Source organism: Aerococcus sp. UMB7834 (assembly GCF_030215145.1).
In the GTDB taxonomy this organism is placed as follows: Bacteria; Bacillota; Bacilli; order Lactobacillales; family Aerococcaceae; genus Aerococcus.
Genome location: NZ_JASOLI010000006.1, coordinates 73,403 through 97,073, shown reverse-complemented (window position 1 = coordinate 97,073; position 23,671 = coordinate 73,403). Strand labels below are relative to the sequence as shown.

Genomic DNA, 23,671 nt, shown 5'->3' with positions numbered 1-23,671 from the left:
CTCTACACTTATATTTAACCATACCTTTGCTTAATAAAATGTTAGTAGTCTAACATTTTACTGTTTTATTTTAAATATTTACTCATTTAATAGCTATCTTCTATATCCTTAACGATTTCAAAAAATGAGTCTCCTGGATACACAATATGCTGAATCCACTCCTCTTTAATTTGCCAAATATTTCCTTCGATAATCGCTGGATCTTTCGTTTCTAAATCAAATATTCTCGACCAGCTGTTCTTAATCTCATGTTTGATCTCTTCATACATGCCATCATATTTTCTCTGGAATAAGTTGACAATGTTTTGGATGCCTAAAGCTTCTAATTTTTGGTTGAAAGTTCGGGCATCTGCTTCATTTTTAGGACAATACTGATAATTTAGAACATAGTCCCATTTTAGACTATCAAAGAATATAATTTCTTCTCGGGGGACTTGGAGGCAGTAAACAAGTTCACCCTGAACAGGACGCTTACAATAATGCTTATTAGCTGTACACCAGATTGGGTAATCAACACCCTGAGGACGGGATACAAATTTTTCCGCCATCTCAACAAAGCAGCGATAACGTTCAGAAAAATGATCGGCATCCACACCCATATGAAGTCTGACATAAATCTCTTTATTGCGCACAGCCCCTGTCCGTTTTAGTTCCTGCAAAGATTTTTCATTCTGTCGGGTATAAAGAGCAATTGTTTGCATAAAGCACCTCACTGTCCAAAAGCATCTAATTTACCCTGGGTCTTTTGAACGAAGTCTTCCCCTGGATAGATAATGTCTTCAATCCACTCTTGTCGAATCTCCCAAAGATTAGCCTGGACCCTAAAGCGAGACGGCTCCTCAATGTCAAATATTCTTGGCCAAGAGGCGCGAATTTTCTCTTCAAGATCAGGATAAAAGCCGGCATACTTACCCTTTATAATATTATAGGCGGATGGCAGGCCTCGGGCTTGTAGCTCTTGCTTAAAAGCAGACTTATCTAGCTCATCACTTGGAATATACAAATAGTTCAAAACATAGTCCCATTTTTGCCCATCAAAAAAAATAACTTGATCCTTGGGCACCCTTAGGCAATAGAGCAATTCCCCTTTAATCGGCAGCCGGGCGGTATCCTTACTTATAGCACACCAAATCGGGTATTCCACCCCTTCTGGTCTAGGGATTCGCTCTTCTGCCATCGCAACAAAGCTGCGATATCTTTCAGCAAAATAATCAGCATCTGGCCCCATGTGCAAACGAACGTAGATGCTTTTGTTTCGAATAGATCCTGTGCGCTCTAATTCATAGAGCGAATTTTCATGTTGTCGGGTATATAAGCGGATATATTCCATGTTGAAAACCTCCTATTCAGGACGATAACGATCAACTAAAATTTTAAGTGCTGTGATGGCTTGGTCTACTTCTTCTTTGCTTGTAAAGTAGCCAAAGCTAAAGCGCACAGCCCCTTGGTTAGCTGTCCCCAACGCTTGGTGCATAAGCGGAGCACAGTGCCCTCCTGAACGTACGGCAATATCAAAGTCTTCTTCTAAGTCTTCAGCAATTTCTGAAGAATCGATATCCCAGATATTAAGCGCAAGAACCGGTGCCCGATCAGCTGTAAAGTCGCCGTAAATATGGAGGCCTTCTATATCTTGTAAATTTTGATAAAAATACTGGATTAAAGATACTTCTCTCTCATGAATATTTGTTACCCCTTGATCAAGAATATACTCAACTGCTGCACTCAGACCCGCTAGACCGTGACCATTTTGCGTCCCAGCTTCAAGGGCTTCAGGCATACGTTGAGGTTGATAATGGTTGTAGGTATCGATCCCTGTTCCCCCTGCCTTGAGTGGACGAATATTGAGACCTGGACGCACATAGAGACCTCCTGTTCCCTGGGGCCCAAGCAAACTCTTGTGCCCAGTAAAACAAAGCACATCCACTTGGGCTGCCTGGACATCTATAGGGATGGCCCCCAGGCTTTGGGAAGCATCTACGACAAAATACAAGCCATGTTCATGAGCAATCTGCCCTAAATCCTCAATAGGATTCAAGTTTCCAGTGAGATTAGAGGCATGGGTAAGAACAAGGCCTTTGGTATTCGAACGTATGTAAGAGGGCAAGTCCTCGATAACCAGGCGTCCTTTGTCATCACACGGTAGCAAGCTCAGTTCCAAGTCCTGGTCTTTTAAAGTATAGAGAGGACGAAGCACCGAATTATGTTCCATCACTGAACTAATCACATGGTCACCCGGCCGAAAAAGCCCGCGAATGGCCGTATTCAATGCTTCAGTCGAATTTAAAGCAAAAGCAATCTGCTGAGGCGACTCCCCATGCATCAATTGGTTTAACTGACTCCGACAATTAAATAAAGTACGTGAACCTTGAAGCGACTCTTCGTTCGCTCCACGACCAGCATTTCCTAAGTGATGCATGGCATCCACTACCGCTTCAATGACACAAACAGGTTTTTGGATACTGGTAGCCGCATTATCTAAATAAATCATAGCTTTCCCTCATTTCTAAAAAATGGCTAAAGTCCTTCCCTAATTCCTATTAGAAAGCCTTTAGCCATTGGATTCAATTTTATCTTTACTTCTTCTAACTAAGCGTATTTGTCCCTTAATAGCTGACTCGCTTGAGAAAGAGCTCGCATCTTCTTGGCGATCACCCGGTCCTGATTCATTGGGCGATTGGAGAAGGTAGCAAAACCACAATCAGGGTTTAGCCAAATACGATCAGCAGGTAAATAAGCTAAGGCTTCTTCAACACGTGCCACAATACTATCGATACTTTCAATCTCATCCGTTCTTGGATTGACCACACCAAGCCCTAACATGACATGGTCAGCTAAGTGTTCGTTCCGGAAAAGGTCTTTTAATTCCCCAGCTCTTGGCGTTGAAAATTCTAAAGTCAACATGTCAGGAGCCACTGCTTCAAAAAAGTCAGATAAGGGAGCATAAGAGCCTTCTAATAAACCCGCTTCATCGCGTGTATAATTCCCCCGGCAGACATGCAACATGCTTAAGCTTTGGCTAGGTCGAATAAGGTCTAAAACGGGTTTGATTAAGGACTGGGCAAATTTTAATTCTTCGTCAAACTTGACTTTCTCTGATAAGACCCCTCAGTAAAAGCCCCGCTTCATGTCCTCAGATAAAACAACTTCTGCAAGAATCGGGTCATCTATTTGAATAACTTCAATACCCATAGCAAGCAAACGCTTGGTCTCATTAAGAATAAGGGTTAAAACATCCTGACCTAAGTCTTCACGACTGGCATAAGCCTTGTCTGAAACCCCTTCTAACCACAATGACCGAGTTAACAAATAGGGACTAGGTAGGGTGGCTTTCAAGGGATGATTAGTCATTTGTCTTAAGGCTAGCATTTCATCCGTATCTAACTTAACATCTGTGTCTATTTTGCCTGTACAGATTGGGTTGTTCATTCCTGTATTATGAACATCTCTTTCTTCTAAGCTGCTTTGTAATTGGTCCTTATCATCTTCATTCGTTAAGGCCATAACTTCCTCAACAGACATCAACTCAATGCCAGGGACCTTATCTGCGACAAAAGAGATATAATTATCCCGTGCTAATTCCCCATTAGTAATCACATCAATCCCAGCAGCCTCTTGGGCTCTAACTAACTTTTCTGTTTCTTGGTTGACTAAAGCAGAATAATCTTCATCAGATAAATTTTTCTGACGATAAGTTTGGCTTGCCTCCAACAACTCTTCACTACGCGGCCAGGAGCCCATCAGTGAAGTGGAAAAAGGCTTAAATTTTCCTTTCATGCTTAATAACTCCTCTTTTCAAAGTATTCGTTATACTATATTCAGGATAGCATTAGCTAGTAAAAAGCGCAATATGATAGGCCTGAATCTCATTTCTTGGTTGTTTATCATAGCTAGACAAATATTTGCCCAGTTCATCCTTAGCCGTTCAAAGGCGTATGTGGTCGCTTATAGCCCTTGATCATATAGTCATTAGACAGTTCGTCAAATTCAAAAGATTCAATATATATTCGATCGGCATGTCCAAGATAGTAAGAGGCATTCTGGCTAGAAACCTTAAGTTCAAAATAATCATACATTGAGTGCAGACGGTCGATTATGCCTTCTTCTAACTTAACCATGCCCTGGGAAGACCGAGCAGATATCGCCACATAAGGCGAAGAAGGATTAAGCAGCTCTGGTCTTTCGAGCCGATCCATCTTATTATAAACGAATAGATGCGGAATTTGGAGCATATCCAAGTCCTCCAAAAGCTGGTAAACAGTCTTCTCTTGTGCTTGAGCATGAGGTGAAGACGCATCAATTACAATCAATAGAAGGTCAACATCTCCACTCTCTTCCAAAGTCGAATGAAAGGCATCAATCACCATAGGGGGCAAGTCTTGAATAAAGCCCACCGTATCTGTTATGGTCATCTGAAAGCCATTTTCTAAAGTAAAGTTCCGAGTCAGAGGACTCAAGGTAGCGAAAAGTTGGTCTTCTTCGTAAGTTTCAGCTTCAGTCAAGCCATTCAAGATGGTGGACTTGCCAGCATTGGTATAGCCAACAAGACCAATCTTAAATTGGCTGCTACGCGTTCGCCTCTCCCGGCTAACTTCCCGGTGCTTCTCCGCTTCCTTCAACTGCTTCTTAATCCGACTAATTGCATCGCGGAGGGTTCGGCGATCACGCTCTAACTGGCTCTCCCCCGGCCCCCTAGTTCCGATACCCCCGGCCAAACGCGAAAGGGCCAGACCCTGTCCGGCTAGTCGGGGAAGGAGGTATTCATTCTGAACAAGAGCGACTTGGAGCTTAGCCTCCTTGGAATGGGCGCGCAAGGTAAAGATATCTAAAATGAGTTGGACGCGGTCAATCACTGGCCAATCCAGGGCTGCCTCAATATTACGAACTTGTGAAGGGCTCAATGCATCATAAAAAATAATCAGATCAGCAGACAGGGTTTCTGCTAAGGATTTTAATTCAGCTAACTTTCCTTGGCCAATATACGTTCTGGGATCAGGATGTTCCCGGCTCTGGGTTAGAGTCCAAACGAGCTTACCTCCAGCCGTCTTAATTAATTCTTGGCACTCTTCTAGACGCATCTGGAAATCCTGGTCAGTTTCTGACTTATCTTCTAATAATACAGCAATAACTTCTTGCATAGAGACTCCTTTCTCAACTAGTAACTAAGTTTTAAGGAAGCGCTTAACTTCTTCGACTAGGCGCCGGTAGTCGGTTGCTTGGGGATCATCCACCAGGTCATAGGTCTGAGCAGCAGGCAAGCGGTGGCGGATCCAAGTTAATTGTCTTTTGGCATAGTGGCGGGTATTTTTTTGCAGGCGCTGGATGCCTGTCTCGAGTCTCTCTTGACCGCTCAGGTAGGGAAAGAGTTCCTTGTAGGCAATGGCCTTCATCGACTGGGCATCAGACGGTAAGTCTTGCTGGTAAAGCCACCTAGCCTCTTCAAGGAGACCTTGGTCCACCATTTCAAGCACTCGCTGGTTGATCTGAGCGTAGAGCTTCTGCCGGTCCCGAACCAAGGCAATAATTAATAAATCATAAGGACTGTCCTGGTGTCGGGACTGCTTCTGGTCAGAAAATTTACCTGACGAAAACTGGCACACTTCAAGCGCTCGAATCACCCGGCGTTGGTTATTGGGATGGATGGCTTCCGCTGCTTCGGGGTCAACGGCTTGCAATTTTTGGTGGAGGGCTAAGGGTCCATACTGGTCGGCATAGTCCGCCATAGCCTCACGAAAGGCCGGGTGCTCAGCAACTTCCGCCCCTAAGTCAAAATCATAGAGCAAGGCCTCAAGGTAGAGACCCGTTCCTCCCACTAAGAGAGGCAAGTGCCCCCTTTCATGGATATTCGTGATGACTTCTGTGGCATCCCGCTTAAAGTCGGCCACACTATAGCTTTCGTGAACTTCCCGTAAATCAAAGAGATGGTGGGGAATAGTCCCACATTCTTCTGGACTGATTTTAGCGGTACCGATATCTAGCTGGCGATAAACCTGCATGGAATCGCCGTTAACCACCTCGCCAGAAAATTTTTGCGCAAGATCTAGACTTAATGCGGTTTTTCCGACACCAGTGGGGCCACAGATGACAATAAGTTTCTCTTTAGTCATAGAACCTCCTCATAGGCTTGGTGCATGGCTTGGCGATCCTGAGCTGCTTGGTCCAACTGGTCTTCTGCGGCTAGACGTGAACTTTCTGTAATCTGTTCGCCGGCTAAAATACGGGCTAATTCTTCGACTCGCTCTTCTCGATTCAGGTCTTTAACTTGGGTCATAGTCCGCCCATCCTTTTCCGACTTGTGAATGTAGAGCTGTTGGTCTGCCATAGCAGCAACCTGGGCTAAATGACTGATGCAAAGCACTTGAGCACCTAATGAAATTTGATACATTTTCTCTGCTATAGCTTGGGCAACACGGCCGCTAACACCTGTATCGACCTCATCAAAGACGATGGAAGTCACCCCTTTAGCCTCTTGGAAAACAGCTTTCATCGCCAGCATCAAGCGTGAAAGTTCCCCACCAGAAGCCACCTTAGTTAAAGCTTTAAAAGGTTCACCTGGGTTAGTGGCAATATAGAATTCCACCCGGTCCATCCCATTTTTGTAGAAACGGTTAGATAGGTCAATTTGCACTTTGAACTTAGCCTTGGCCATATAGAGCTCCTTCATCTGGTCCATGATGACTTGTTCCAAATCTTTGGCCGCTTGGCTCCTATCTTCATGCAGCTGGTGGCCCAAGTCAAGCAGGCGATCTTTGGACGTTTGGAGCTTGCTTTCAAGATCTTCCTGGTGGCTCTCTTGGTGGTCGAGCCGCTCCAACTCTTCCCGTGCTTGGTCAGCATAGGCTAAGATCTCTTCAATAGTCTGTCCGTACTTTCGTTTTAATTTTTGAATGGCATTAAGGCGCTCTTCAATCTGGTTGAGTCGATCCTGGTCATAGACCATGTCCTCCATGTAATGGTGGATATCCGAAGATAGGTCTTGGAGGCCATAATAGGCTGCATCCATTTGTTCAATAAACTGGTCAAATTGCTGGTTCATTCCCGCCAAACGAGCTAATTCACCAGACATTTGCCCCAACCGGTCGATGACATTCACTTCTTCATAGGAGAGACCAGCTGTAACGAATTGTAGGACTTCCGCAATCTTTTGGTAGTTCTGTAGTTCTTCGCGTTCTTCTTCAAGGACTTGGTCTTCATCAACTTCCAATTGACTGGCATCGATTTCCGAAATTTGAAAGCGGAGCAAATCCAGGCGTTGGGCCAGTTCCTGTTCATTTAAGGAAAGTTGATCCAGTTCATCTTTTAAACTTTGATAGTGGTCGTATTCTTTCTGGAAGTCTTCTAGATTACCTTGGATTTTTTTCCCAGCAAAATGATCCAAAAATTCAATATGGCGACTGGCATCCATTAAACTTTGGTGTTCATTTTGGCCGTGGATATCTACCAAGTAGCTGCCAATTTTCTTCAACAAGGCCACAGTTAAGGTCACCCCATTGACGCGGATCACATTCTTCCCTGACCGGTGCATCTCTCGGCTGATCAACAGTTGAGAATCCTCAAAGGGAATCTTCAAGTCTTCAAGCAAGCGATGTCCATCCTCTGCGAGCTCTGGCATAAAGAAAATCCCCGACAAGAAGAAAGAGTCACAATGGTAACGGATAAAATCAGAAGCCCCCCGACCTCCAATCAAAAGCCCAACCGCATCAATGATAATTGACTTACCGGCCCCGGTCTCTCCCGTTAGGACGGTCATCCCATCTTCAAAATCAATTTCTAGTTCTTCAATAATAGCGAAGTTACGAATGGTGAGATGCTGTAACATGGTGTCAATCCCTTCTTCTCTTCAAGTCATCACTAAGCATGAAATTGGTCATGGGCAGCTTTAACTACTTCTTCTGGAGAAATAGTCAGTAAATTCTGCCCCTGGTCACGCCGCTGATTCTTCAATAAGGCCAAAAATTCAATATTACCTGATCCGCCCGTGATTGGGGAATAGGTTAAGTTGAGGATATCGTAACCCAGGTCCTGTGCCATCCCAAAGGTCCGGTCCAAAACTTCCAAGTGAACTTTAGGATCTCTGACAATCCCCTTCTTGCCCACCTGGTCGCGACCTGCTTCAAACTGTGGCTTAATTAAGGCAACAACTTGTCCTCCTGCTTTGAGAATTGGAACAAGGGGAGGGAGAATCAAGCTTAGGGAAATAAAGGAGACATCAATGCTAGCAATATCTGGCTGGCCAGCTTGGAAATCTTCCACTTTGGCATGTCTAAAATTCGTCTGCTCCATGACAATCACCCGGTCGTCCGAGCGTAGCTTCCAATCTAACTGATTAGTGCCTACATCTAGAGCATAAGACTGCTTAGCTCCCGATTGCAAGGCAACATCAGTAAAACCACCCGTCGATGACCCAATATCTAAAAGGATCAAATCCTTAAAGTCGATATCAAAACTATCCCGAGCCTTAACTAATTTCAATCCGCCCCGGGAAACATAGGGCATATCCTCCCCCTTTAATTCCAATATAGAAGTATCTGGAATCTTCTCCCCGGCTTTATCCAGGCGTTCATGCTTTTCATTATAGATTTGTCCTGCCATGATGTAGCGCTTGGCCTTCTCTCTAGAATTGGCGAGGCCTTGGCGGACGACAAGGACATCTACGCGTTCTTTGCCCATCTTTCTCCTATCTCCTCATGCTTAAACTTTCAAATAATCGAGAAAATCGCGGATCAAAGTAGTATCCATGACTTCTTCTAAGCGACTTAGTATTTCTTCACACCCTTTGATTTCACCCGCCAAGGCCTCTTGGGCAGCTTCTAAACCCAAGAGTGCTGGATAGGTGTTCTTTGCCAGCTCCTGGTCAGAATGGGCGTGCTTTCCTCGTTCTTCATCTGTCCACAAGACTTCTTGGAGGTCATTTTGGATCTGGAAGGCAAGGGCATAGGCTTGAGCAAAACTCGCCATTTCAAATTTAGTTTGGTCACTGACTTGAACCAGTTCAAGGGGGGCTTGGAGACTAAAACGAATCAAGGCCCCGGTTTTTTGGTCGTATAAGGCTTTCAATTGGGACAAGCTAACTTTTTGTCCTTCATAAATAATATCCTTCATCTGGCCAGCTACCATTCCCTGGTCCCCAGCAGCTTGGGCTAATTGGGCGAGTAAGCTGACCCGACTTTCAGCTGCTAGATTATTATCCTGACTGATCACTTCAAATGCCTTAGCCTGCAAGGCATCGCCAGCTAGAATAGCCGTCGCTTCATCGAAAGCTTTGTGGTTACTGGGTTTTCCCCGGCGATAATCATCATCATCCATAGCGGGTAAATCATCGTGGATCAGTGAATAGCAATGGATATATTCGATAGCCTTGGCCAGGCTAAAGGCTGACTTAGGGTCTCCACCGAAAGCCTGGACAATTGCTAAAATAAAGAAGGGGCGGAGTCTCTTACCGCCATTTGTCAAACTATAACGGATACTGGGGTGGATGCTAGTGGCGTCTTGTTCAGAAAATTCTTCCAGCAGGGCCTCTTCAAAGGCAGCTGCATAAGACCGCCTAAAGTCTTGTAAATTCATCTTATCCCTACCCTTGCTTATCAAAGTCTTCGAGTTCATCATTCTCGTTCATCAATTTAACCATGGTCTCCTCAGCCTCTTGCAAGCTGTCATTGCAGTACTTACTTAGGGCCATTCCGTCCTGGAAATAAGTCATGGAGTCAGCTAGGGGAATATCCCCGTTCTGTAATTTAGCAACAATTTCTTCTAATTTTGCCATGGCTTGTTCAAATGTCAAATTCTCTAAGTCAATTGCCATTCTAATTCTCCTTTTTATCTTCTTTATCCCATAAGCAAGCCTCTTCAATCCGCTCAACCTGAGCGAAAACCTGACCATCGAGTAGTTGAACTTCTAAATGATCGCCAGCTTGGAGGTCCTGCACGCTGTTAACATGCTGGCCATCCTTACTCAGGTAGGCATAGCCTCCTGACAGACGTTTGAGAGGGGACAACAAGTCCAATTGGGTAACAAGTCGGTGCAAATCTTGGTCCTTTTTTTTCACTTGGTCAGCAAAGGACTGGGCCAGCTTCTGGCTCATCTGTTGATAGAGGTGCTTGGACTGTAAGAGCTGATAGCGGGGGTTATACTTAGCTAACAGGTCTTTTAACCGGCTCACCTGGTCCTGCTGGCTCTTTAATTTTTTCTGCAAGTTAGCTTGCAAGTCGCCTTCCAAGCCGATCAGTTTCATCCGATAGCCATCGTAAAGTTTCTGTGGCTGAGTAAAAATATAGGACTGCTGGCTACTAGCTAGCCGCTGCCTGTAATACTTCAAACGCTGGCCCTGGACAGTATAGAGACGTTTTCTAAGCTCTTGAATCCGAAAGACCAAATCTGCTAAGAGAACCGGCGTTGCTAGTTCGGCAGCAGCCGTCGGTGTCGGTGCTCTTCGGTCGGCCACTTCATCAGCTAAACTGTAGTCCGTTTCGTGGCCGACCGAAGAGATAACGGGGGTCTGACAGGCAGCAATCGTCCGTGCAACTTCTTCTTCATTGAAACACCACAAGTCTTCAATCGAGCCGCCGCCCCGTCCGACAATAATCACGTCATAGCTACCAGTTTGGTCCGCACGTTTGAGATTGCTAACGATACTGTCCTTAGCTCGGTCGCCTTGAACCACTGTAGGATAGATCACAATTTCAACAATGGGATAGCGTCGACGGACAGTCGTTATAATATCGCGAACCACAGATCCCGTTGGTGAAGTTACGACAGCAATTTTTTTAGGATAAGGAGGAAGCGCCTTGCGTTCAAAATTAAAAAGGCCTTCCTTACTTAATTTTTCTTTCAGCTGTTGGTAGGCAATGTAAAAAGACCCAATCCCATCAGGCTGGATGTCTTCAACATAAAGTTGGTAGGAACCCTGCTTCTCATAGAGCCCTACCCGCCCTTTAACTAAGACCTTCATTCCTTCTTCAAGGTCAAAAGGAATACGCTGAAATCGGCCGCGAAAAATCACAGCCGAGATCAGCGCATTATCATCTTTTATGCTGAAATACTGATTGTTTGCCTTGCCCCGCGACCGGTAACCAGAAATTTCACCCGTGAGATAGACAGTATCTAAATAAGGATCACGGGTAAATTTAGCTTTGATATACTGGGTGAGCTGGCTCACTGTCAAGTATTTACTTTGCGTCATTAATTTGCCTCTTTTTCTAATCGCGTGATCATTTGATCAAAAAGCATCACTTGGGTAACAGGGCCTACACCACCTGGAACAGGAGTTATCGCCCGTGTCTTAGGGGCGACATTTTCATAATCCACATCCCCTAAGAGTTTGCCCTCTTCTGTATAGGTCGTCCCAATGTCAACGATAGTAGCTCCCTCTTTGATCATATCTTCAGTTACCAGGTGAGGAACACCAGTTGCAGAGCAAACAATATCTGCTTCACGGGTAAATTTGGCTGTATCATTTGTGTAGATATGGCAGAGGGTCACTGTAGCTTCTTTTTGTTCTAAAAGCTCAGCTAATGGCCGACCAACAACCGTACTATTCCCGATGACAACACAATCTTTCCCCTTGAATTCGGTACCTGCTAATTCTAGCATTTTCATCGCAGCCAAGGGCGTATTCGGGATGGTTGAAGGACGTTGGTGGAGTAAGTTACCTAAATGAATAGGATGGAGGGCATCCACATCCTTATCAGGATCGAGAGCAATACGGATTTGGCGTTCATCGATATGTTCAGGTAGAGGCATCTCAACCATGATGCCATGGGTATTAGGATCCTGGTTTTTCTCTTCAATTGCCTTAATGAGGTCCTCTGTAGTGGTTTCAGCATCCAATTCCACTAAGTGATAGTCAACACCAATTGTTTCAGCAAAACGCCCTTTTACCTTTGCGTATTGGGCATTAGCGCTGCGCCCTTTAACTAAGAAAGTAGTCATCGACGGATGAATGCCTTTTGCTTTTAAAGCCTCAACGCGTTCAGCCATTTTTTCCTTTTGCTCTGTTACATAATCTTTAGAATAAATTTCAATCATTTTCCGTTCCTCATTTCTTTTATTTTAAGCAGTCTGGGGGACTTCCCAGTGATTGAATTAATCCTCAAGGTCATTTTTATTTTTCCATAGTATTAGATAAAACCCCATTAATAAAGCGCCGGGACCGGTCATCTGAATAGCGTTTAGCGAGTTCAATTGCTTCATTAACCGCGACCACTTTAGGCACTCGATCTTCTGCGACATAGAACATTTCATAGAGTGCTAGGCGTAAAATAGCTAAATTAATCTTTTCCAGACGTTTAACTGACCATTTACCTGAGATAGACTGGTCCAACTTCGCATCAATGGCTTCTTGGTTGGCCAAAACACCAGAAACTAATTGTAAGAGATAAGGAGGGAGTTCATCCCCCTCTTCAAAATCAATTGACGTAAAATCTTTGCCTTTGCTAGGGCTTTGTTGCTGTTTTTCGAAAAATTGTTCTTTATCTTTGAGCGCTTCTAATCCTTCTTCATCGACTTCCTCATAGTTAACGACCTGCTTCAACTGGTCTAAGTTTTCTAGAACATAAGTCATACATGCTTCTGGAGCCAGATCCGGATTTAATGCTTGCTGGTAGAGAACTAGGAGAGCAATTTCTCTAATTTGTGAAGTGCCTAATTTCATTCCTTTATTCATCCTTTAAGCTTCCGACCCTATCCTAAATATTAAGCTCAGTCACTTTAATATTGATAGCGTCAAGTTGTACATCTGTCATAAAATAAACTTCTTCGAACACGTGTTGTTGCAAGCGGGTCATGGTTTCTGGCACATTGACACCATACTTTAAGGAAAGTGCAATTTCCAAAAAGATCTCATGGTCCTCATTCTGATAGAGGATTACCGCTTGGTCACGGTTCATCCAGTCATTAAAATTGGCACGCCAAGAAGAAAGCAAGTTTACTTCTTCAAAATCTCTACAAGCCTGGCTTGCGATATCTTCGATAACTTTTGGTGCAATGTTGAAAGAACCGAGACAAGCCTGGTCTTCAGCAGTTAGCATTCCCGTTCGTTCTGCCATGTTCACATTCCCCCACTCTCTATTTTACAAGCTTAAGCGCGTGATACATATTCTCCGTCATTGGTGTTGATAATCAGATGGTCTCCCTCGTTAACGAAGAATGGGACATTAACCACCAAACCTGTTTCCATAGTAGCTGGCTTGCTACCACCTGAGGCTGTATCACCCTTGATACCGGGTTCTGTTTGTTTAACTTCTAATTCTACAGTTGTTGGCAGGCTAACCCCTAAGATTTCACCTTCATAAGAGGTCACTTGAACTTCCATATTTTCTAATAAGTACTTCAGTTCTTCTTCAATCTGTTCGCTTGGAATTTCAATTTGCTCAAATGTTTGGTTATCCATGAAAACATGCATATCCCCAGAAGCATAAAGATACTGCATGGCATCATTATCAATATGAGCGGTCTCTACTTTTTCTCCAGCACGCCAGGTCTTATCTAAAAGAGCCCCAGTCCGAAGGTTTTTTAATTTTGAGCGAACGAAAGCGCTCCCCTTACCCGGTTTAACGTGTTGGAAATCCACGATACGATAAAGTGTATCGCCATCTTTAATGGTTAAGCCATTCTTGAAATCATTTGTTGTAATCATTACTCGTCCTCCAATTCAAATACTTTATTATTAATCTTATCATATAAAAGCCAACTAGCGAACAATTATCCTTATTTTATTTTAATTAGAGAATAATTAATTCGCGGCTAGCTGGGGTTAAGATGCGGTTGCCTTCTTCTGTAATGACTAGGTCATCTTCAATGCGGACTCCACCAATACCCTCTAGGTAAATCCCCGGTTCATTGGTAATCAATTGGCCCACTTGAAGGGCCTCATCATAAGATGGGCTGGCATTGGGTGCTTCATGGATCTCTAGGCCGATGCTGTGGCCTAGCGAATGACCAAAAGCGTCACCGTAGCCAGCTTGACTGATATATTCTCTTGCGACAGCATCCAAAGCCTGACCGCTGATTCCTGGACGGGCAGCTTGGCTGACCCGACGATTGGCTTCTTGGACGATAGCATAGATTTCCTTTAATTTGGCGCCTGGGTCCCCTAAAGCAAAGGTCCGCGTCATATCGGAACAGTAACCTTGGTAGTAGCAGCCATAGTCTACTGTAATCAGGTCACCTTGCTCGATTTTTTTCTGACTCGCTACACCGTGCGGCATAGCTGACCGTAAACCTGACGCCACAATGGTATCGAAGGAAACGCCAGAAGCACCTAAACTTCGCATGTGGAAGTCGATGGCATTAGCAAGTTCAATTTCTGTCATCCCGACCTTCACTTCATTGAGCATAAAGTCGTAAGTCTGAACGGCAATCTCACAAGCTTTTTCAATTAGTGCGATTTCTTCTTCGTCCTTGAATTGTCTGAGCACTTCAATCGCACCTGAAAATGGCACTAGGTCAATTTCTAAAGCTTCATCGAGGGCCATATAGCTAGCAACTGAAACGTCCTCATCTTCAAAGGCCAAGTGGTCACAAGAAATAGCATTGAGTGTGCGTTTGATAAAGGCCAGGGGCGAATCCTGACTCGCTGAACCACCAGCAATCACGACTTCAAGATCAGGGCACTGGCTTTCCGCTTGCTCACGGTAGCGAAAATCAGTAATAAGATAAGCTTTCTCCTGGGTCACAAGGACTTTAGCTGAGGTCCCCGTGAAACCACTGAGATAGCGAATATTATAAGGATTGCTGACATAGAAGGCCTTGATACCTTCTTCTTTAAGTAAGTCCTGTAATTTTTTTATCCGTCTCTCCATTAAGACACCTTCTTCTTCTAAAACATCTATAAATTTATTATAACATAGATAAATCCACTTCAAAAAATGAATCGTTCTTTTACTTTTTTTAATATGACTTAGTGAATTTTTGACCTAAGACGTTTATATATCTATGACCGATAAAAATGAAAGGAGTTTCTTATGGAAAATTTATTTGGAGAGGTGATTGCACGCGCCCGAGAGCTTCAGTCAGAAGATATTCAAATCTTCCCTCAGAGCGATCACTATCAGGTGCTCTTGCGAACCGCTACGGGCATTGAAGAAATTATGACTTTAACGGATGAAATAGGGCTCCGACTCATCCGTTTCTTAAAGTACCGCAGCAATATGGATACCGGCGAGCGTCGCATACCCCAAGACGGCAGCTTCGTTTATCAGGAGGGTGAAGCCCCGATCGAATTAAGGCTCTCTAGTATTGCCAATTACCGCCTGGAAGAGTCCTTGGTTATCCGCTTGCTCTACTCCCAAAAAGACCACAAGCCCTTCCTCGAAGACTTGGATCCCTCCAGCTACCGCGCCCTCTCGAGGGCTATGCAAAAACAAAGCGGCCTAATCATCTTCTCTGGTCCAGTCAGTTCAGGAAAAACGACGACCATGTATGAATTACTGAGGGAAAACTATGAAAAGAAACGGCGGTCGGTCATCACTATGGAAGATCCTGTTGAGATTAAGGACGACCGTTTCCTCCAGACACAGATCAATCGAGCAGCTGGGGTGGACTATGACCAGCTCATCAAAGCGAGTCTACGCCACCACCCCGATATCTTACTCATTGGCGAGATTCGTGACGCCCAGACGGCTCGCATGACCATCCGCGCAGCTCTGACTGGCCACCTGGTCCTGGCGACGATCCATGCTAAGGACTGTGTGGGCGTTATTGGCCGGCTAAAGGAGCTCGGCATCACGAATGAGCAACTCATCCAAACCCTGCTCATTATCTCTTCCCAGCGCTTGGTGCCCTGTCAAAATCCCCATCCTAGTCAGCATGACCGCATCTGTTTAATCGAATGGATGGCTGGACAAACGATTGCTTCAGTCGTTGTTCACGGACAAGTCCCTCCAAGCATGACCACTCTGAACCAAAAATTAAAGGAGGCCCGTGAACAAGATGTCATCAGTCAAAGAACCTTCCAAGAATATTACCTGGAAGAAAATTATCCATTACGAAATTACCAGCAACTGGACCAGTCAGCTCCAAGCTAGTGTGCTCAGCTACATTTCAGAGATGCTAAAGGAAAGTTTCTCCTTACAGGATACCCTCCCCTTCCTGAGCATTGTCTACCCCAAGCAGGCCTCAACTTTCCAAGCCATGGAAAATGATATTCTCTTGGGCAAGAGCTTCTCAGAAGCCTGCCAGCACCTTAAGCTCCAAGGCAACCAACGCTTTCAAATTAAGATCGCAGAAGCCCACGGTGCCTTTGCTGATAAGTTGATGGAAGTCGCAAACTATCTGAAATTACGAGAAGCCAATACCAAGCAAATCCGTCAAACCTTAACCTACCCTTTTTTCTTAGTATTCCTCATCATGGGTATGCTTTTTGTCATGCGGTCCTTTCTCCTCCCACAGATCCAGGAGATGGGTTCAGGCGAAGAGTCTTCCTTAGTCATTTTTCTCCGCTATTTCCTAGAGAACCTACCTCTCATCCTGGTCTACAGCAGCCTTGTCGCCGGCCTCGTCGGCTTAGTTACTTATTATTTTTTAAAAAAATTAACAGCGCTCAAACGCGCCCAAATTTATGTTGCTCTGCCCTTTATCGGTCATTACTTCCGTCTCTACTACACCTATTTCTTTGCTTATGAATTTAGCCAGCTATTTGCTCTGGGCTTTCCCATCCAGGAGATTATCCAGAGTTTTCAAGAGCAGAATGAATCGAATTTCTTAAAAAGTTTTGGTTATTTTATGGCCAAGCGCTTAGAACAAGGCCGGGCGACCGATGATATTTTAAGCCAAGCAGGCATCTTCACCCAAGAATTCCCTGCCATCGTCCTTCAAGGCGAGTACCTGAATCAATTAGCAGTCAAAATGCGCCTCTATAGCCAGCGCTGCCTTAAAGATTTTTTTACAAAAAGCCAGCAGGCCATCCAAGTCGCTAAAAATGTCCTCTTTATCTTCGTCGCCCTCCTAATCCTGCTCGTTTATCTCAGTCTAATGTTACCTATGCTCAATTTACTAGGAGGTTTAAATGCATGAGACACACCATTAAAAAGTATCTAAAACGACTTAAAAGTAGTGATCGCCGTGGTTTTACGCTTCTAGAAATGATCATTGTTTTATTCGTTATCGCTGTTCTTTTACTACTGGTTATCCCAAATATTGCCCAACAAAGAGATAATATCCGCTCGCAAGGAGATGAAGCCTTACTGACCACCTATGAAACCCAAGCCTCCCTCTTTCTTACCAATGAAGGGCGAGAAGCTAATAGCATCCAAGAACTAGTAGAAACTGGCTACCTCAGCCAAGACCAGGCTGACCGTCTCAATGAAATCCAGCGCTAGGCCAGGCTTCACCCTACTAGAAATGGCCCTGACCCTGCTAGTGGTCGCCGCCATTAGCCTGGCTGCTTGGAAGGGCTTTAGGTTGATTAGTTTAGAATTCCATGCCAGAAATCAAATCCAAAGCGTGATGGCTTACTACTACCGCTGCTATAAGCGGGCCTATCTAAATGGCGAACGCTTTTTTATGGTTGCTATAAGCCAGCAGATTAACTTCTATCAGGATTCGACCCAAAGTCAGCCGATTAAAAGTTTTCAACTGGACGATGGACTTAAGTTAAACCGGCCAACCTACCTCATCCTAGATGGTTACCAGACACAACTTGCTCCAAGCAGTCTCTACTTCAAACATCCTGAAGGACATATCCGCGTCACAATTCAGATGGGAGGTAGTCAGTATGTTATTCGAGAATATGACTAGGAAGCGCGGCTATTTGCTGGTAGAAGCAGCGGCCTCTCTCTTCCTACTCAGTCTTTTGATCCATTACTTAGTCACCGCTACGCAGCTTCAAATCGACCAGCTTAACGATGCCCAAGTCAGGCTAGACCGGGCAGAGCTGCATTTCCAGTCCCTCCAAAACTTGAGCCAAGACCCAAACTGGCTCAAGCAATTAAAAACAGAGGGGTACAAGTTAGGAGAGGAGTTTGGGGATGAAGAAACCATCTATATCCAACTATTGGCCGAAGAAACTTTCTAGGTCACGCCAAGCCTTCACCCTCTTGGAAGCATGCTTAAGTCTCTTTTGTTTTTCCCTCCTTCTCCATGGCTTTTCAACTATTATAAATCATGAATTTACCTATTTTAAAACCCTTCAAGCAAGCTATGCAGACGACTGGGCTTTCTTCCTCATTAAATTACAGCGGCAAAGCTATCGAGGAGAGCTCGTATCCTGTCATCCCAGAGCCTTTGTCTTCCGCCTGCCAGACGGGCGCGATTACCTCTATGAGTATTACCAAAATGCAGAGAGCCAAATGATTCGCTTGCGGATCGACCGCCAAGGCCACCAGCCCCAGCTAATGGAGGTCGAAGATTTTAGCTGCCAACAGATTGGGCCTCAAAGTATTCATATTCAGCTGAGCTTTAAAAATGGTAAAACTTACCAAAGTCGCTTGTTCTTTAAGGGAGGTGACCGCGATGAAACAGACCTCCCCTAAGCGAGCCTCGATCTTTTTGACCAGTCTCTCTTGTTTTTTTACCATCCTCTTGCTTTACCAATTAAATCTTCAACTTTACCAAGCCCAAGTAGAGAATGTAATTACCATGGAGGGAGCTTTAAAGGCTGAAAGTCTAGCCCTACTTGCCCTGGCTTTAGAGAACGAAACTAGGGCTGAACAACGTGAGCAAAGTCAATCAGCTAGCAAAAGTTTAGAAGAAGAGCTTTCCAAAGAGAAAGAATTAAGTCAAAACTTGAAAAAGCTGGAAAAAAACCAGAAAGAAAAAGAGGCTAAGTTTAAGAATAGTAAGCGAGAAAAAGAAGCGACTATAGATGACTTGCTCGAAGAATTGCACGAATTGGAGATGAAATTTGCTAATTTCGACCTGATAGCCTATGATAGAGACATAGTTGACGAGGAGGACAGCTCTTCTCCTTTAGCCCATGCAGAAGCATCAGATTGGCTAGCCAACTATGAAGACTTAATCCAGCAAATTGAACATGAGCAAATGGAAGTCCAGGCTCTAAAAGAGCAGTGGGACCAGGAACGCTTGGTCGGTCATAAAGAAGCTGATCAGCTCAAAAAGGAGCTAAAAGAAACTCAGTCAGCTAAGGCAGACAAAAGACAAGAGCTCAATCACTTAAATGAGCAAAGTAAAGCGTCTAAATATTATCGGTTTAACTTAGGTGAGGTAAAGCTCAAGCTAGAGGAAGACATCTGGTATTGCCAAGTCATTCTCGATAACAATGGTGAAAGCTATCAATTCACCTACTGACTGCGTTTTATATCACAGCTAACATGCCCTTAGGATTCTAGTGAACCAAGTTATGAAAAATGTGACAAAAGTCGATGGGGCCTGACTTTTGCAAGGGATTCTTGAAAACGTTCGGTATTAAGAAAAGGCTGGAGCTTTTTTTGTTCCGGCCTCTTTTTTATGCCGACAATCAGTTCGTGCAAAAATCCAGACCCTAGGAGATTTATTGATTCCTTTTGCATCTTTGTGGCCTTTTTACACAGCTATCATATCTTGAATTACCTATAATATACTCATGTTCTGAAAAGAATATTAATTTCAAATAGAAAGGGAGGCGAAAGCAAGTGAATCAGGTCATTGAACGACTTGTCGCGATTGAAAAAAAGGCTGAGAACAGTGAAGCTAAGGTACAGGAAGAAAAATTCCAATTACGTCAATCTTATGATGAACGCAAAGCCAAGTACCGGGAAGAAAAAGCCCAAGCTTACCAGGCAGAACTCGATCATTACCGGCAAAAATTCTTAAAACGTCGGGATGAGGAAAAGGCCAACCTGATCCAGCATTTCAATCAGCAAGTCGATACCATAAAGAACTTGGTTGAACAAAAGCAATCGACATATGTTAATGATTTCATGGAAAAAGTGAAAAAATTAGGGGTGAAGCCGTAATGAATGATTACACTGCTATTGAAAGCAAAATTCGTGCCATGCGTGCCAAACTCTTGAGTCCTGGCTTTATCCGGGAAGACTTGACAGCCAATAGTACTGATGAATTTTATCGCTTTCTTTCTAGCCAAAGTAATTACCGGCAAGTGATGCCGGAACAATTGCCAAGACAAATCCCTCGTGATGAGCTCGAAGCCGTTATTATGCATGGTGTCCAGCTTGATTTCATCAAACTTTACCGTTTCGCAAGTATCAAGCAAAGACACGCCCTGCAACTCTTTGGGGTACGCTATGAAGTTGCCTTTATTAAAGAAGTCATGCACCAAATGGATAACCTGCACCAGCTAAAATTAAGTCTTAATCCCTTTACGGACTACCTGGATAAAAACCGCTACTTTCATACGGCGGAATTGCTGGTTGCTCACTCTATCCATGATGTCATCCATAGCTTTAGGGATACTATCTATGCGCCATTTTTTGAAAATTTTGCGCTCAATAACCAGGTGGATTCCTACAATCATTATGAATTAGAGTCGGCCCTCGACCAATATATCGCCTTATATGTCGACCGTAAGGCACGACGGGTGTTAAAAGCAAAGGAATTAACTTACTTTAAAAAACTGAATGGAACGAGCTACGATTTGATGAATATTTGTATCGTTTACCGCTTAAAATTTCTTTTTCACTATGATGAAACAGAAATCCGTCCAGCCCTTTTTAAGACCTACCACCGCTTGACAGACCCGGTTCTCGACCAATTGCTTCTAACTAATGATGTATCAAGCTTCCAAACCATCGTTGATGACTTAGGCTACGGTCAAACTCTAGACTTTACGCAAGCATATTTCCCACTGCTAGCCCAACATAAACTTGTGGACCAATTATTTCGGCGTTATGTCCGGGCCCTGCCCCACTCCATGCTCACTATCTTCGAATATTTAGAAGATAAGGAGACAGAAGCTCGCCTACTTATTCAAGAGCTTGAAAAAATCAGCTATGCTCATCTAACTGCATAAGAAAGGAGTCTGAATAGATGATCACACAGATGAATCTAGTGAACATCACTGGCCCACGCGATGACATCGACCGCATGGCTGACCAGTATCTCAGTCACTATGATGTCCATTTAGTGAATGCCTTAAAAGAATTATCCGAAATTAAAACCCTAAAGTCTTATACTTCCCCTAATCCTTACCAACCTTGGGAAGACCGGGTGGATAAACTTTTAGCCAATGCCAACTACAAGGAAGAAACCTACCGCGATATGCGCGACGACCAACTGACCTTCGAAGGCGTCAAGGACCTCATCGAGCAAACCGAGGAACAATTATCAGGTGAACGCCAAGAGCTTGCGAGCTATGAGGCTTCCTACCAAGAATTAAAGGACCACTATGATGCCTTTAAACCCTTTACCGGTATCGATTACCCACTCGAAGACATCCTGGCTATGACCCATTTAAAATTCCGCTTTGGTCGTTTTACCAAAGAAAATTTCTACAAATTCAAAAAATATATTGATGCCATGGTTCCCTCCATCTTCGTTGAATCGAAAGAATTAGCGGACTATGTCTATGGCGTATACTTTACGACCACAGAAGCCCGGCAGCGGGTAGATGCCCTCTACTATTCCCTAGCTTGGGAACGAATCCGCCTACCCGAAGGCAGCGGGACCATCCAAGAGATTGTGGATGACCTTGGCCAAGAGCTCGGTATCCTGGAACAAAAAATTAACCAATCCAAACGCCGGCTCCATGACCTCACTAAGCCTTATATCAATGGCCTAATCAAAGCCAAGCACCGGTTACGGGACTTCTCCCAAGCTTACGGTGTCAGAAAATACGCCGCAATTACGCGAGAAGAATTTGCCCAAAAAGAAACCCGCTACTTGTTGATTGGTTGGATGCCTAGCGACCAAACAAAGAGCTTGGAGGATGCTGTAGCGCATGATGACCAAGTCACCATGTACATTGAAGACGAGAAAGACTCCTCTTCCAGCATGACCCCTCCAACTAAAATGAAAAACAATTTTTTCGTAAGACCCTTTGAATTGATCACGCGCATGTACGGTGTCCCTAACTATCACGAGATGGATCCAACGGGGTTAGTCGCAATTACCTATTCACTACTATTTGGGGCAATGTTTGGGGATGTTGGACACGGCATTCTTCTAATGTTGCTCGGTTTCATCGGTTTCTTACAGCCTAAACTTGCTTTGGCTAAGATGTTTATCCCCATCGGCTTATCATCGATGATCTTCGGTTTTCTTTACGGGACTATCTTCGGCTTTGAAGATGTCTTAGAAGCTATCTGGCTGCGTCCCATGGGAGCCATGACCCAGGTTCCTTTCTTTGGGCAATTGAATACCGTCTTCATCGTATCAGTGGCCTTCGGGATGTTCCTGATTTTAATGACCATGCTCTTAAACATCCAAAAACGCCTTAAGAACGGCGAGAAGCTTGAAGCCATCCTCGACCGCAATGGGATAGCCGGTTTCATCTTCTACGGTATCCTGGTTTTCATGCTTGTGATGTATATGAGCGGTCATGCTATCCCAGCCCTAGGCCTGCTCTTACTTATCTTAGCCCTAAGCTTTATCTCCATTGCCTTCAATGAACAAATTAAAAACTTTATCTTGAAGCAAAAAAACCAAGGCCAAGATGGACTAGTCATTAGCCTACTTTCAATCTTTTTTGAAAGTTTCGAAACCCTCTTAACTTACTTCTCAAACACCATTTCCTTCGTCCGGGTCGGTGCTTTTGCACTAAGCCACGGTGCGATGATGGGAGTTGTCCTCATGTTTGCAAATGCAGAAGCAGGTTTAGACCATGTCAACTGGCTCGTCTTCATTCTCGGCAACCTATTTGTGGTTGGTTTTGAAGGGCTCGTTGTCTTCATCCAAGTGCTCCGGCTAGAATTCTATGAAATCTTTAGTCATTTCTATGAAGGTAACGGCATTGAATTTAAAAGTATTTGGAACAATATCGAATAAAAAAAGGAGTTTTATAAATGACGATTGAAATGATGATTAAAGTAACCCTCACTGCTACTTTTGTACTAGCTTTTGTCCTTCCTTTCGCTTACTATTTCTCTGGTAAAGCCTCCCGTAATCGTTACAAGAAGACGCTGGCAGGCAATATTTTAACCCTTGTCTCTGGTGTTGCTATTGCTTTGATCTTAGCCTACCACCCCGAAAGTGTCCAAGCGGCAGAAACAGCTGCAGCTAGCGATGGTTTAGCAACCGGCCTCGGCTACTTAGCAGCTGCCCTATCAACTGGATTATCATGTGTCGGCGGCGGGATTGCCGTAGCGAGTGCAGCCAGTGCAGCTCTTGGTGCTATTAGTGAAGACGATTCAATTTTTGGTCGTTCTCTAATCTTTGTCGGCTTGGCCGAAGGTGTGGCTCTTTACGGTTTGATTATTTCCTTTATGATTTTAGGTCAACTCTAGGAGGGAGATCTACCCTGTGAAACAGTACGTCATTAGTGATAACCTCGATAGCTTAACGGGTATGCGTTTGGCGGGAATTGATGGGGTGCTTGTTCAAGAAACTAAAGACTTTCGTCCCAACTTTGACGCAGTCATCAAGGATAAAGACTACGGCATTGTAATGATTTCCCCTGCCTTAATAGAAGCCAATCAAGAAATCATTGACGAGGTTCGCTTTAACCAAGCCACACCTTTGATTGTCGAATTACAAGGTCCCAAAGATTTCCAAACAGCTGAAAATCAAATTGCCAAGACCATCCGTCAAGCAATTGGTATATCAATCTAGTAAGGAGTGTCCCCT

At 44.2% G+C, this 23,671-nt stretch carries 29 protein-coding genes; 12 read left to right on the top strand and 17 right to left on the bottom strand.

Annotated features, from left to right (window positions below):
* Window positions 1-86: 86 nt before the first annotated feature.
* The 17 genes from QP339_RS06215 to QP339_RS06140 all read right to left on the bottom strand — a co-directional run bounded on the left by QP339_RS06215 (window position 87) and on the right by QP339_RS06140 (window position 14,796).
* Window positions 87-701: a DUF3841 domain-containing protein gene (locus QP339_RS06215; protein ID WP_070616990.1), complete on the bottom strand. Its 615-nt coding sequence runs from the start codon at window positions 699-701 to the stop codon at window positions 87-89.
* Between the two features lie 8 nt (window positions 702-709).
* Window positions 710-1,330, bottom strand: coding sequence for a DUF3841 domain-containing protein (locus QP339_RS06210; RefSeq protein WP_070616989.1), 621 nt, complete (start codon window positions 1,328-1,330; stop codon window positions 710-712).
* A gap of 12 nt (window positions 1,331-1,342) precedes the next feature.
* Window positions 1,343-2,488, bottom strand: a complete 1,146-nt coding sequence (locus QP339_RS06205; RefSeq protein WP_284910826.1) for an aminotransferase class V-fold PLP-dependent enzyme — start codon at window positions 2,486-2,488, stop codon at window positions 1,343-1,345.
* A gap of 98 nt (window positions 2,489-2,586) precedes the next feature.
* On the bottom strand, window positions 2,587-3,003 hold the full coding sequence (locus tag QP339_RS09690) for a hypothetical protein (RefSeq protein ID WP_502869657.1): 417 nt from the start codon (window positions 3,001-3,003) through the stop codon (window positions 2,587-2,589).
* Window positions 3,004-3,105: 102 nt separating this feature from the next.
* Complete coding sequence (locus QP339_RS09685) at window positions 3,106-3,774, bottom strand: uroporphyrinogen decarboxylase/cobalamine-independent methonine synthase family protein (protein ID WP_070616986.1); 669 nt, start codon at window positions 3,772-3,774, stop codon at window positions 3,106-3,108.
* A gap of 140 nt (window positions 3,775-3,914) precedes the next feature.
* Window positions 3,915-5,135, bottom strand: coding sequence for a GTPase HflX (gene hflX / locus QP339_RS06195; RefSeq protein WP_284910824.1), 1,221 nt, complete (start codon window positions 5,133-5,135; stop codon window positions 3,915-3,917).
* Between the two features lie 24 nt (window positions 5,136-5,159).
* Complete coding sequence (miaA, locus tag QP339_RS06190) at window positions 5,160-6,104, bottom strand: tRNA (adenosine(37)-N6)-dimethylallyltransferase MiaA (protein ID WP_284910823.1); 945 nt, start codon at window positions 6,102-6,104, stop codon at window positions 5,160-5,162.
* Window positions 6,101-7,816 (bottom strand): DNA repair protein RecN, encoded by a 1,716-nt coding sequence (recN, locus tag QP339_RS06185; RefSeq protein ID WP_070616984.1) that lies wholly within the window; start codon window positions 7,814-7,816, stop codon window positions 6,101-6,103. Before recN ends, miaA begins: the two co-directional genes overlap by 4 nt.
* Before the next feature lie 32 nt (window positions 7,817-7,848).
* The gene (locus QP339_RS06180; RefSeq protein ID WP_284910822.1) at window positions 7,849-8,667 is read right to left on the bottom strand and encodes a TlyA family RNA methyltransferase; all 819 of its coding nucleotides are present in this window, start codon (window positions 8,665-8,667) and stop codon (window positions 7,849-7,851) included.
* 21 nt (window positions 8,668-8,688) lie between these two features.
* On the bottom strand, window positions 8,689-9,561 hold the full coding sequence (locus tag QP339_RS06175; protein WP_284910821.1) for a polyprenyl synthetase family protein: 873 nt from the start codon (window positions 9,559-9,561) through the stop codon (window positions 8,689-8,691).
* A 7-nt stretch (window positions 9,562-9,568) separates the two neighbouring features.
* Window positions 9,569-9,799, bottom strand: coding sequence for an exodeoxyribonuclease VII small subunit (locus QP339_RS06170; RefSeq protein WP_067975983.1), 231 nt, complete (start codon window positions 9,797-9,799; stop codon window positions 9,569-9,571).
* Between the two features lies 1 nt (window position 9,800).
* Complete coding sequence (gene xseA / locus QP339_RS06165) at window positions 9,801-11,177, bottom strand: exodeoxyribonuclease VII large subunit (protein ID WP_284910820.1); 1,377 nt, start codon at window positions 11,175-11,177, stop codon at window positions 9,801-9,803.
* Entirely contained in the window at window positions 11,177-12,022 is an 846-nt protein-coding gene (locus QP339_RS06160; protein ID WP_284910819.1) for a bifunctional 5,10-methylenetetrahydrofolate dehydrogenase/5,10-methenyltetrahydrofolate cyclohydrolase, read from the bottom strand. The genes xseA and QP339_RS06160 overlap by 1 nt, the downstream gene beginning before the upstream one ends.
* Before the next feature lie 76 nt (window positions 12,023-12,098).
* Window positions 12,099-12,659, bottom strand: coding sequence for a transcription antitermination factor NusB (nusB, locus tag QP339_RS06155; protein ID WP_284910818.1), 561 nt, complete (start codon window positions 12,657-12,659; stop codon window positions 12,099-12,101).
* Between the two features lie 22 nt (window positions 12,660-12,681).
* The gene (locus QP339_RS06150) at window positions 12,682-13,041 is read right to left on the bottom strand and encodes an Asp23/Gls24 family envelope stress response protein (RefSeq protein ID WP_067975972.1); all 360 of its coding nucleotides are present in this window, start codon (window positions 13,039-13,041) and stop codon (window positions 12,682-12,684) included.
* Between the two features lie 32 nt (window positions 13,042-13,073).
* Window positions 13,074-13,631 (bottom strand): elongation factor P, encoded by a 558-nt coding sequence (gene efp / locus QP339_RS06145; RefSeq protein ID WP_067975967.1) that lies wholly within the window; start codon window positions 13,629-13,631, stop codon window positions 13,074-13,076.
* Between the two features lie 85 nt (window positions 13,632-13,716).
* Window positions 13,717-14,796, bottom strand: coding sequence for a M24 family metallopeptidase (locus QP339_RS06140; RefSeq protein ID WP_284910817.1), 1,080 nt, complete (start codon window positions 14,794-14,796; stop codon window positions 13,717-13,719).
* Between the two features lie 162 nt (window positions 14,797-14,958).
* Here QP339_RS06140 and comGA point away from each other — a divergent pair, with 162 nt between their 5' ends.
* The 12 genes from comGA to QP339_RS06080 all read left to right on the top strand — a co-directional run bounded on the left by comGA (window position 14,959) and on the right by QP339_RS06080 (window position 23,656).
* Window positions 14,959-16,020: a competence type IV pilus ATPase ComGA gene (comGA, locus tag QP339_RS06135; RefSeq protein WP_284910816.1), complete on the top strand. Its 1,062-nt coding sequence runs from the start codon at window positions 14,959-14,961 to the stop codon at window positions 16,018-16,020.
* Window positions 15,926-17,008, top strand: a complete 1,083-nt coding sequence (comGB, locus tag QP339_RS06130; RefSeq protein WP_284910815.1) for a competence type IV pilus assembly protein ComGB — start codon at window positions 15,926-15,928, stop codon at window positions 17,006-17,008. Before comGA ends, comGB begins: the two co-directional genes overlap by 95 nt.
* Entirely contained in the window at window positions 17,005-17,313 is a 309-nt protein-coding gene (comGC, locus tag QP339_RS06125; RefSeq protein WP_070616975.1) for a competence type IV pilus major pilin ComGC, read from the top strand. Before comGB ends, comGC begins: the two co-directional genes overlap by 4 nt.
* A complete protein-coding gene (locus QP339_RS06120; protein WP_284910814.1) occupies window positions 17,297-17,731 on the top strand; it encodes a pilus assembly FimT family protein in 435 nt (144 codons plus the stop codon). Before comGC ends, QP339_RS06120 begins: the two co-directional genes overlap by 17 nt.
* On the top strand, window positions 17,709-18,008 hold the full coding sequence (locus tag QP339_RS06115; protein WP_284910813.1) for a hypothetical protein: 300 nt from the start codon (window positions 17,709-17,711) through the stop codon (window positions 18,006-18,008). Before QP339_RS06120 ends, QP339_RS06115 begins: the two co-directional genes overlap by 23 nt.
* On the top strand, window positions 17,962-18,465 hold the full coding sequence (locus QP339_RS06110) for a ComGF family competence protein (RefSeq protein WP_284910812.1): 504 nt from the start codon (window positions 17,962-17,964) through the stop codon (window positions 18,463-18,465). The genes QP339_RS06115 and QP339_RS06110 overlap by 47 nt, the downstream gene beginning before the upstream one ends.
* Window positions 18,446-19,240 (top strand): hypothetical protein, encoded by a 795-nt coding sequence (locus QP339_RS06105; protein WP_284910811.1) that lies wholly within the window; start codon window positions 18,446-18,448, stop codon window positions 19,238-19,240. Before QP339_RS06110 ends, QP339_RS06105 begins: the two co-directional genes overlap by 20 nt.
* Before the next feature lie 323 nt (window positions 19,241-19,563).
* Window positions 19,564-19,887 carry a hypothetical protein gene (locus tag QP339_RS06100; RefSeq protein WP_070616969.1) on the top strand — a complete coding sequence of 108 codons (324 nt, stop codon included), beginning with the start codon at window positions 19,564-19,566 and terminating at the stop codon, window positions 19,885-19,887.
* Window positions 19,887-20,900, top strand: coding sequence for a V-type ATPase subunit (locus tag QP339_RS06095; protein ID WP_284910810.1), 1,014 nt, complete (start codon window positions 19,887-19,889; stop codon window positions 20,898-20,900). The genes QP339_RS06100 and QP339_RS06095 overlap by 1 nt, the downstream gene beginning before the upstream one ends.
* A gap of 17 nt (window positions 20,901-20,917) precedes the next feature.
* Complete coding sequence (locus QP339_RS06090) at window positions 20,918-22,873, top strand: V-type ATP synthase subunit I (RefSeq protein WP_284910809.1); 1,956 nt, start codon at window positions 20,918-20,920, stop codon at window positions 22,871-22,873.
* Between the two features lie 17 nt (window positions 22,874-22,890).
* On the top strand, window positions 22,891-23,331 hold the full coding sequence (locus tag QP339_RS06085) for an ATP synthase subunit C (protein WP_083272349.1): 441 nt from the start codon (window positions 22,891-22,893) through the stop codon (window positions 23,329-23,331).
* A gap of 16 nt (window positions 23,332-23,347) precedes the next feature.
* On the top strand, window positions 23,348-23,656 hold the full coding sequence (locus QP339_RS06080; protein ID WP_070616966.1) for a V-type ATP synthase subunit F: 309 nt from the start codon (window positions 23,348-23,350) through the stop codon (window positions 23,654-23,656).
* Window positions 23,657-23,671: the final 15 nt, after the last annotated feature.

Coding starts and splice junctions, on each gene's coding strand:
- QP339_RS06215 (WP_070616990.1), bottom strand. CDS start 701: ATGCAAACAATTGCTCTTTATACCCGACAGAATGAAAAATCTTTGCAG.
- QP339_RS06210 (WP_070616989.1), bottom strand. CDS start 1,330: ATGGAATATATCCGCTTATATACCCGACAACATGAAAATTCGCTCTAT.
- QP339_RS06205 (WP_284910826.1), bottom strand. CDS start 2,488: ATGATTTATTTAGATAATGCGGCTACCAGTATCCAAAAACCTGTTTGT.
- QP339_RS09690 (WP_502869657.1), bottom strand. CDS start 3,003: ATGTTGCATGTCTGCCGGGGGAATTATACACGCGATGAAGCGGGTTTA.
- QP339_RS09685 (WP_070616986.1), bottom strand. CDS start 3,774: ATGAAAGGAAAATTTAAGCCTTTTTCCACTTCACTGATGGGCTCCTGG.
- hflX (WP_284910824.1), bottom strand. CDS start 5,135: ATGCAAGAAGTTATTGCTGTATTATTAGAAGATAAGTCAGAAACTGAC.
- miaA (WP_284910823.1), bottom strand. CDS start 6,104: ATGACTAAAGAGAAACTTATTGTCATCTGTGGCCCCACTGGTGTCGGA.
- recN (WP_070616984.1), bottom strand. CDS start 7,816: ATGTTACAGCATCTCACCATTCGTAACTTCGCTATTATTGAAGAACTA.
- QP339_RS06180 (WP_284910822.1), bottom strand. CDS start 8,667: ATGGGCAAAGAACGCGTAGATGTCCTTGTCGTCCGCCAAGGCCTCGCC.
- QP339_RS06175 (WP_284910821.1), bottom strand. CDS start 9,561: ATGAATTTACAAGACTTTAGGCGGTCTTATGCAGCTGCCTTTGAAGAG.
- QP339_RS06170 (WP_067975983.1), bottom strand. CDS start 9,799: ATGGCAATTGACTTAGAGAATTTGACATTTGAACAAGCCATGGCAAAA.
- xseA (WP_284910820.1), bottom strand. CDS start 11,177: ATGACGCAAAGTAAATACTTGACAGTGAGCCAGCTCACCCAGTATATC.
- QP339_RS06160 (WP_284910819.1), bottom strand. CDS start 12,022: ATGATTGAAATTTATTCTAAAGATTATGTAACAGAGCAAAAGGAAAAA.
- nusB (WP_284910818.1), bottom strand. CDS start 12,659: ATGAATAAAGGAATGAAATTAGGCACTTCACAAATTAGAGAAATTGCT.
- QP339_RS06150 (WP_067975972.1), bottom strand. CDS start 13,041: ATGGCAGAACGAACGGGAATGCTAACTGCTGAAGACCAGGCTTGTCTC.
- efp (WP_067975967.1), bottom strand. CDS start 13,631: ATGATTACAACAAATGATTTCAAGAATGGCTTAACCATTAAAGATGGC.
- QP339_RS06140 (WP_284910817.1), bottom strand. CDS start 14,796: ATGGAGAGACGGATAAAAAAATTACAGGACTTACTTAAAGAAGAAGGT.
- comGA (WP_284910816.1), top strand. CDS start 14,959: ATGGAAAATTTATTTGGAGAGGTGATTGCACGCGCCCGAGAGCTTCAG.
- comGB (WP_284910815.1), top strand. CDS start 15,926: ATGTCATCAGTCAAAGAACCTTCCAAGAATATTACCTGGAAGAAAATT.
- comGC (WP_070616975.1), top strand. CDS start 17,005: ATGAGACACACCATTAAAAAGTATCTAAAACGACTTAAAAGTAGTGAT.
- QP339_RS06120 (WP_284910814.1), top strand. CDS start 17,297: ATGAAATCCAGCGCTAGGCCAGGCTTCACCCTACTAGAAATGGCCCTG.
- QP339_RS06115 (WP_284910813.1), top strand. CDS start 17,709: ATGTTATTCGAGAATATGACTAGGAAGCGCGGCTATTTGCTGGTAGAA.
- QP339_RS06110 (WP_284910812.1), top strand. CDS start 17,962: ATGAAGAAACCATCTATATCCAACTATTGGCCGAAGAAACTTTCTAGG.
- QP339_RS06105 (WP_284910811.1), top strand. CDS start 18,446: ATGAAACAGACCTCCCCTAAGCGAGCCTCGATCTTTTTGACCAGTCTC.
- QP339_RS06095 (WP_284910810.1), top strand. CDS start 19,887: ATGAATGATTACACTGCTATTGAAAGCAAAATTCGTGCCATGCGTGCC.
- QP339_RS06090 (WP_284910809.1), top strand. CDS start 20,918: ATGATCACACAGATGAATCTAGTGAACATCACTGGCCCACGCGATGAC.
- QP339_RS06085 (WP_083272349.1), top strand. CDS start 22,891: ATGACGATTGAAATGATGATTAAAGTAACCCTCACTGCTACTTTTGTA.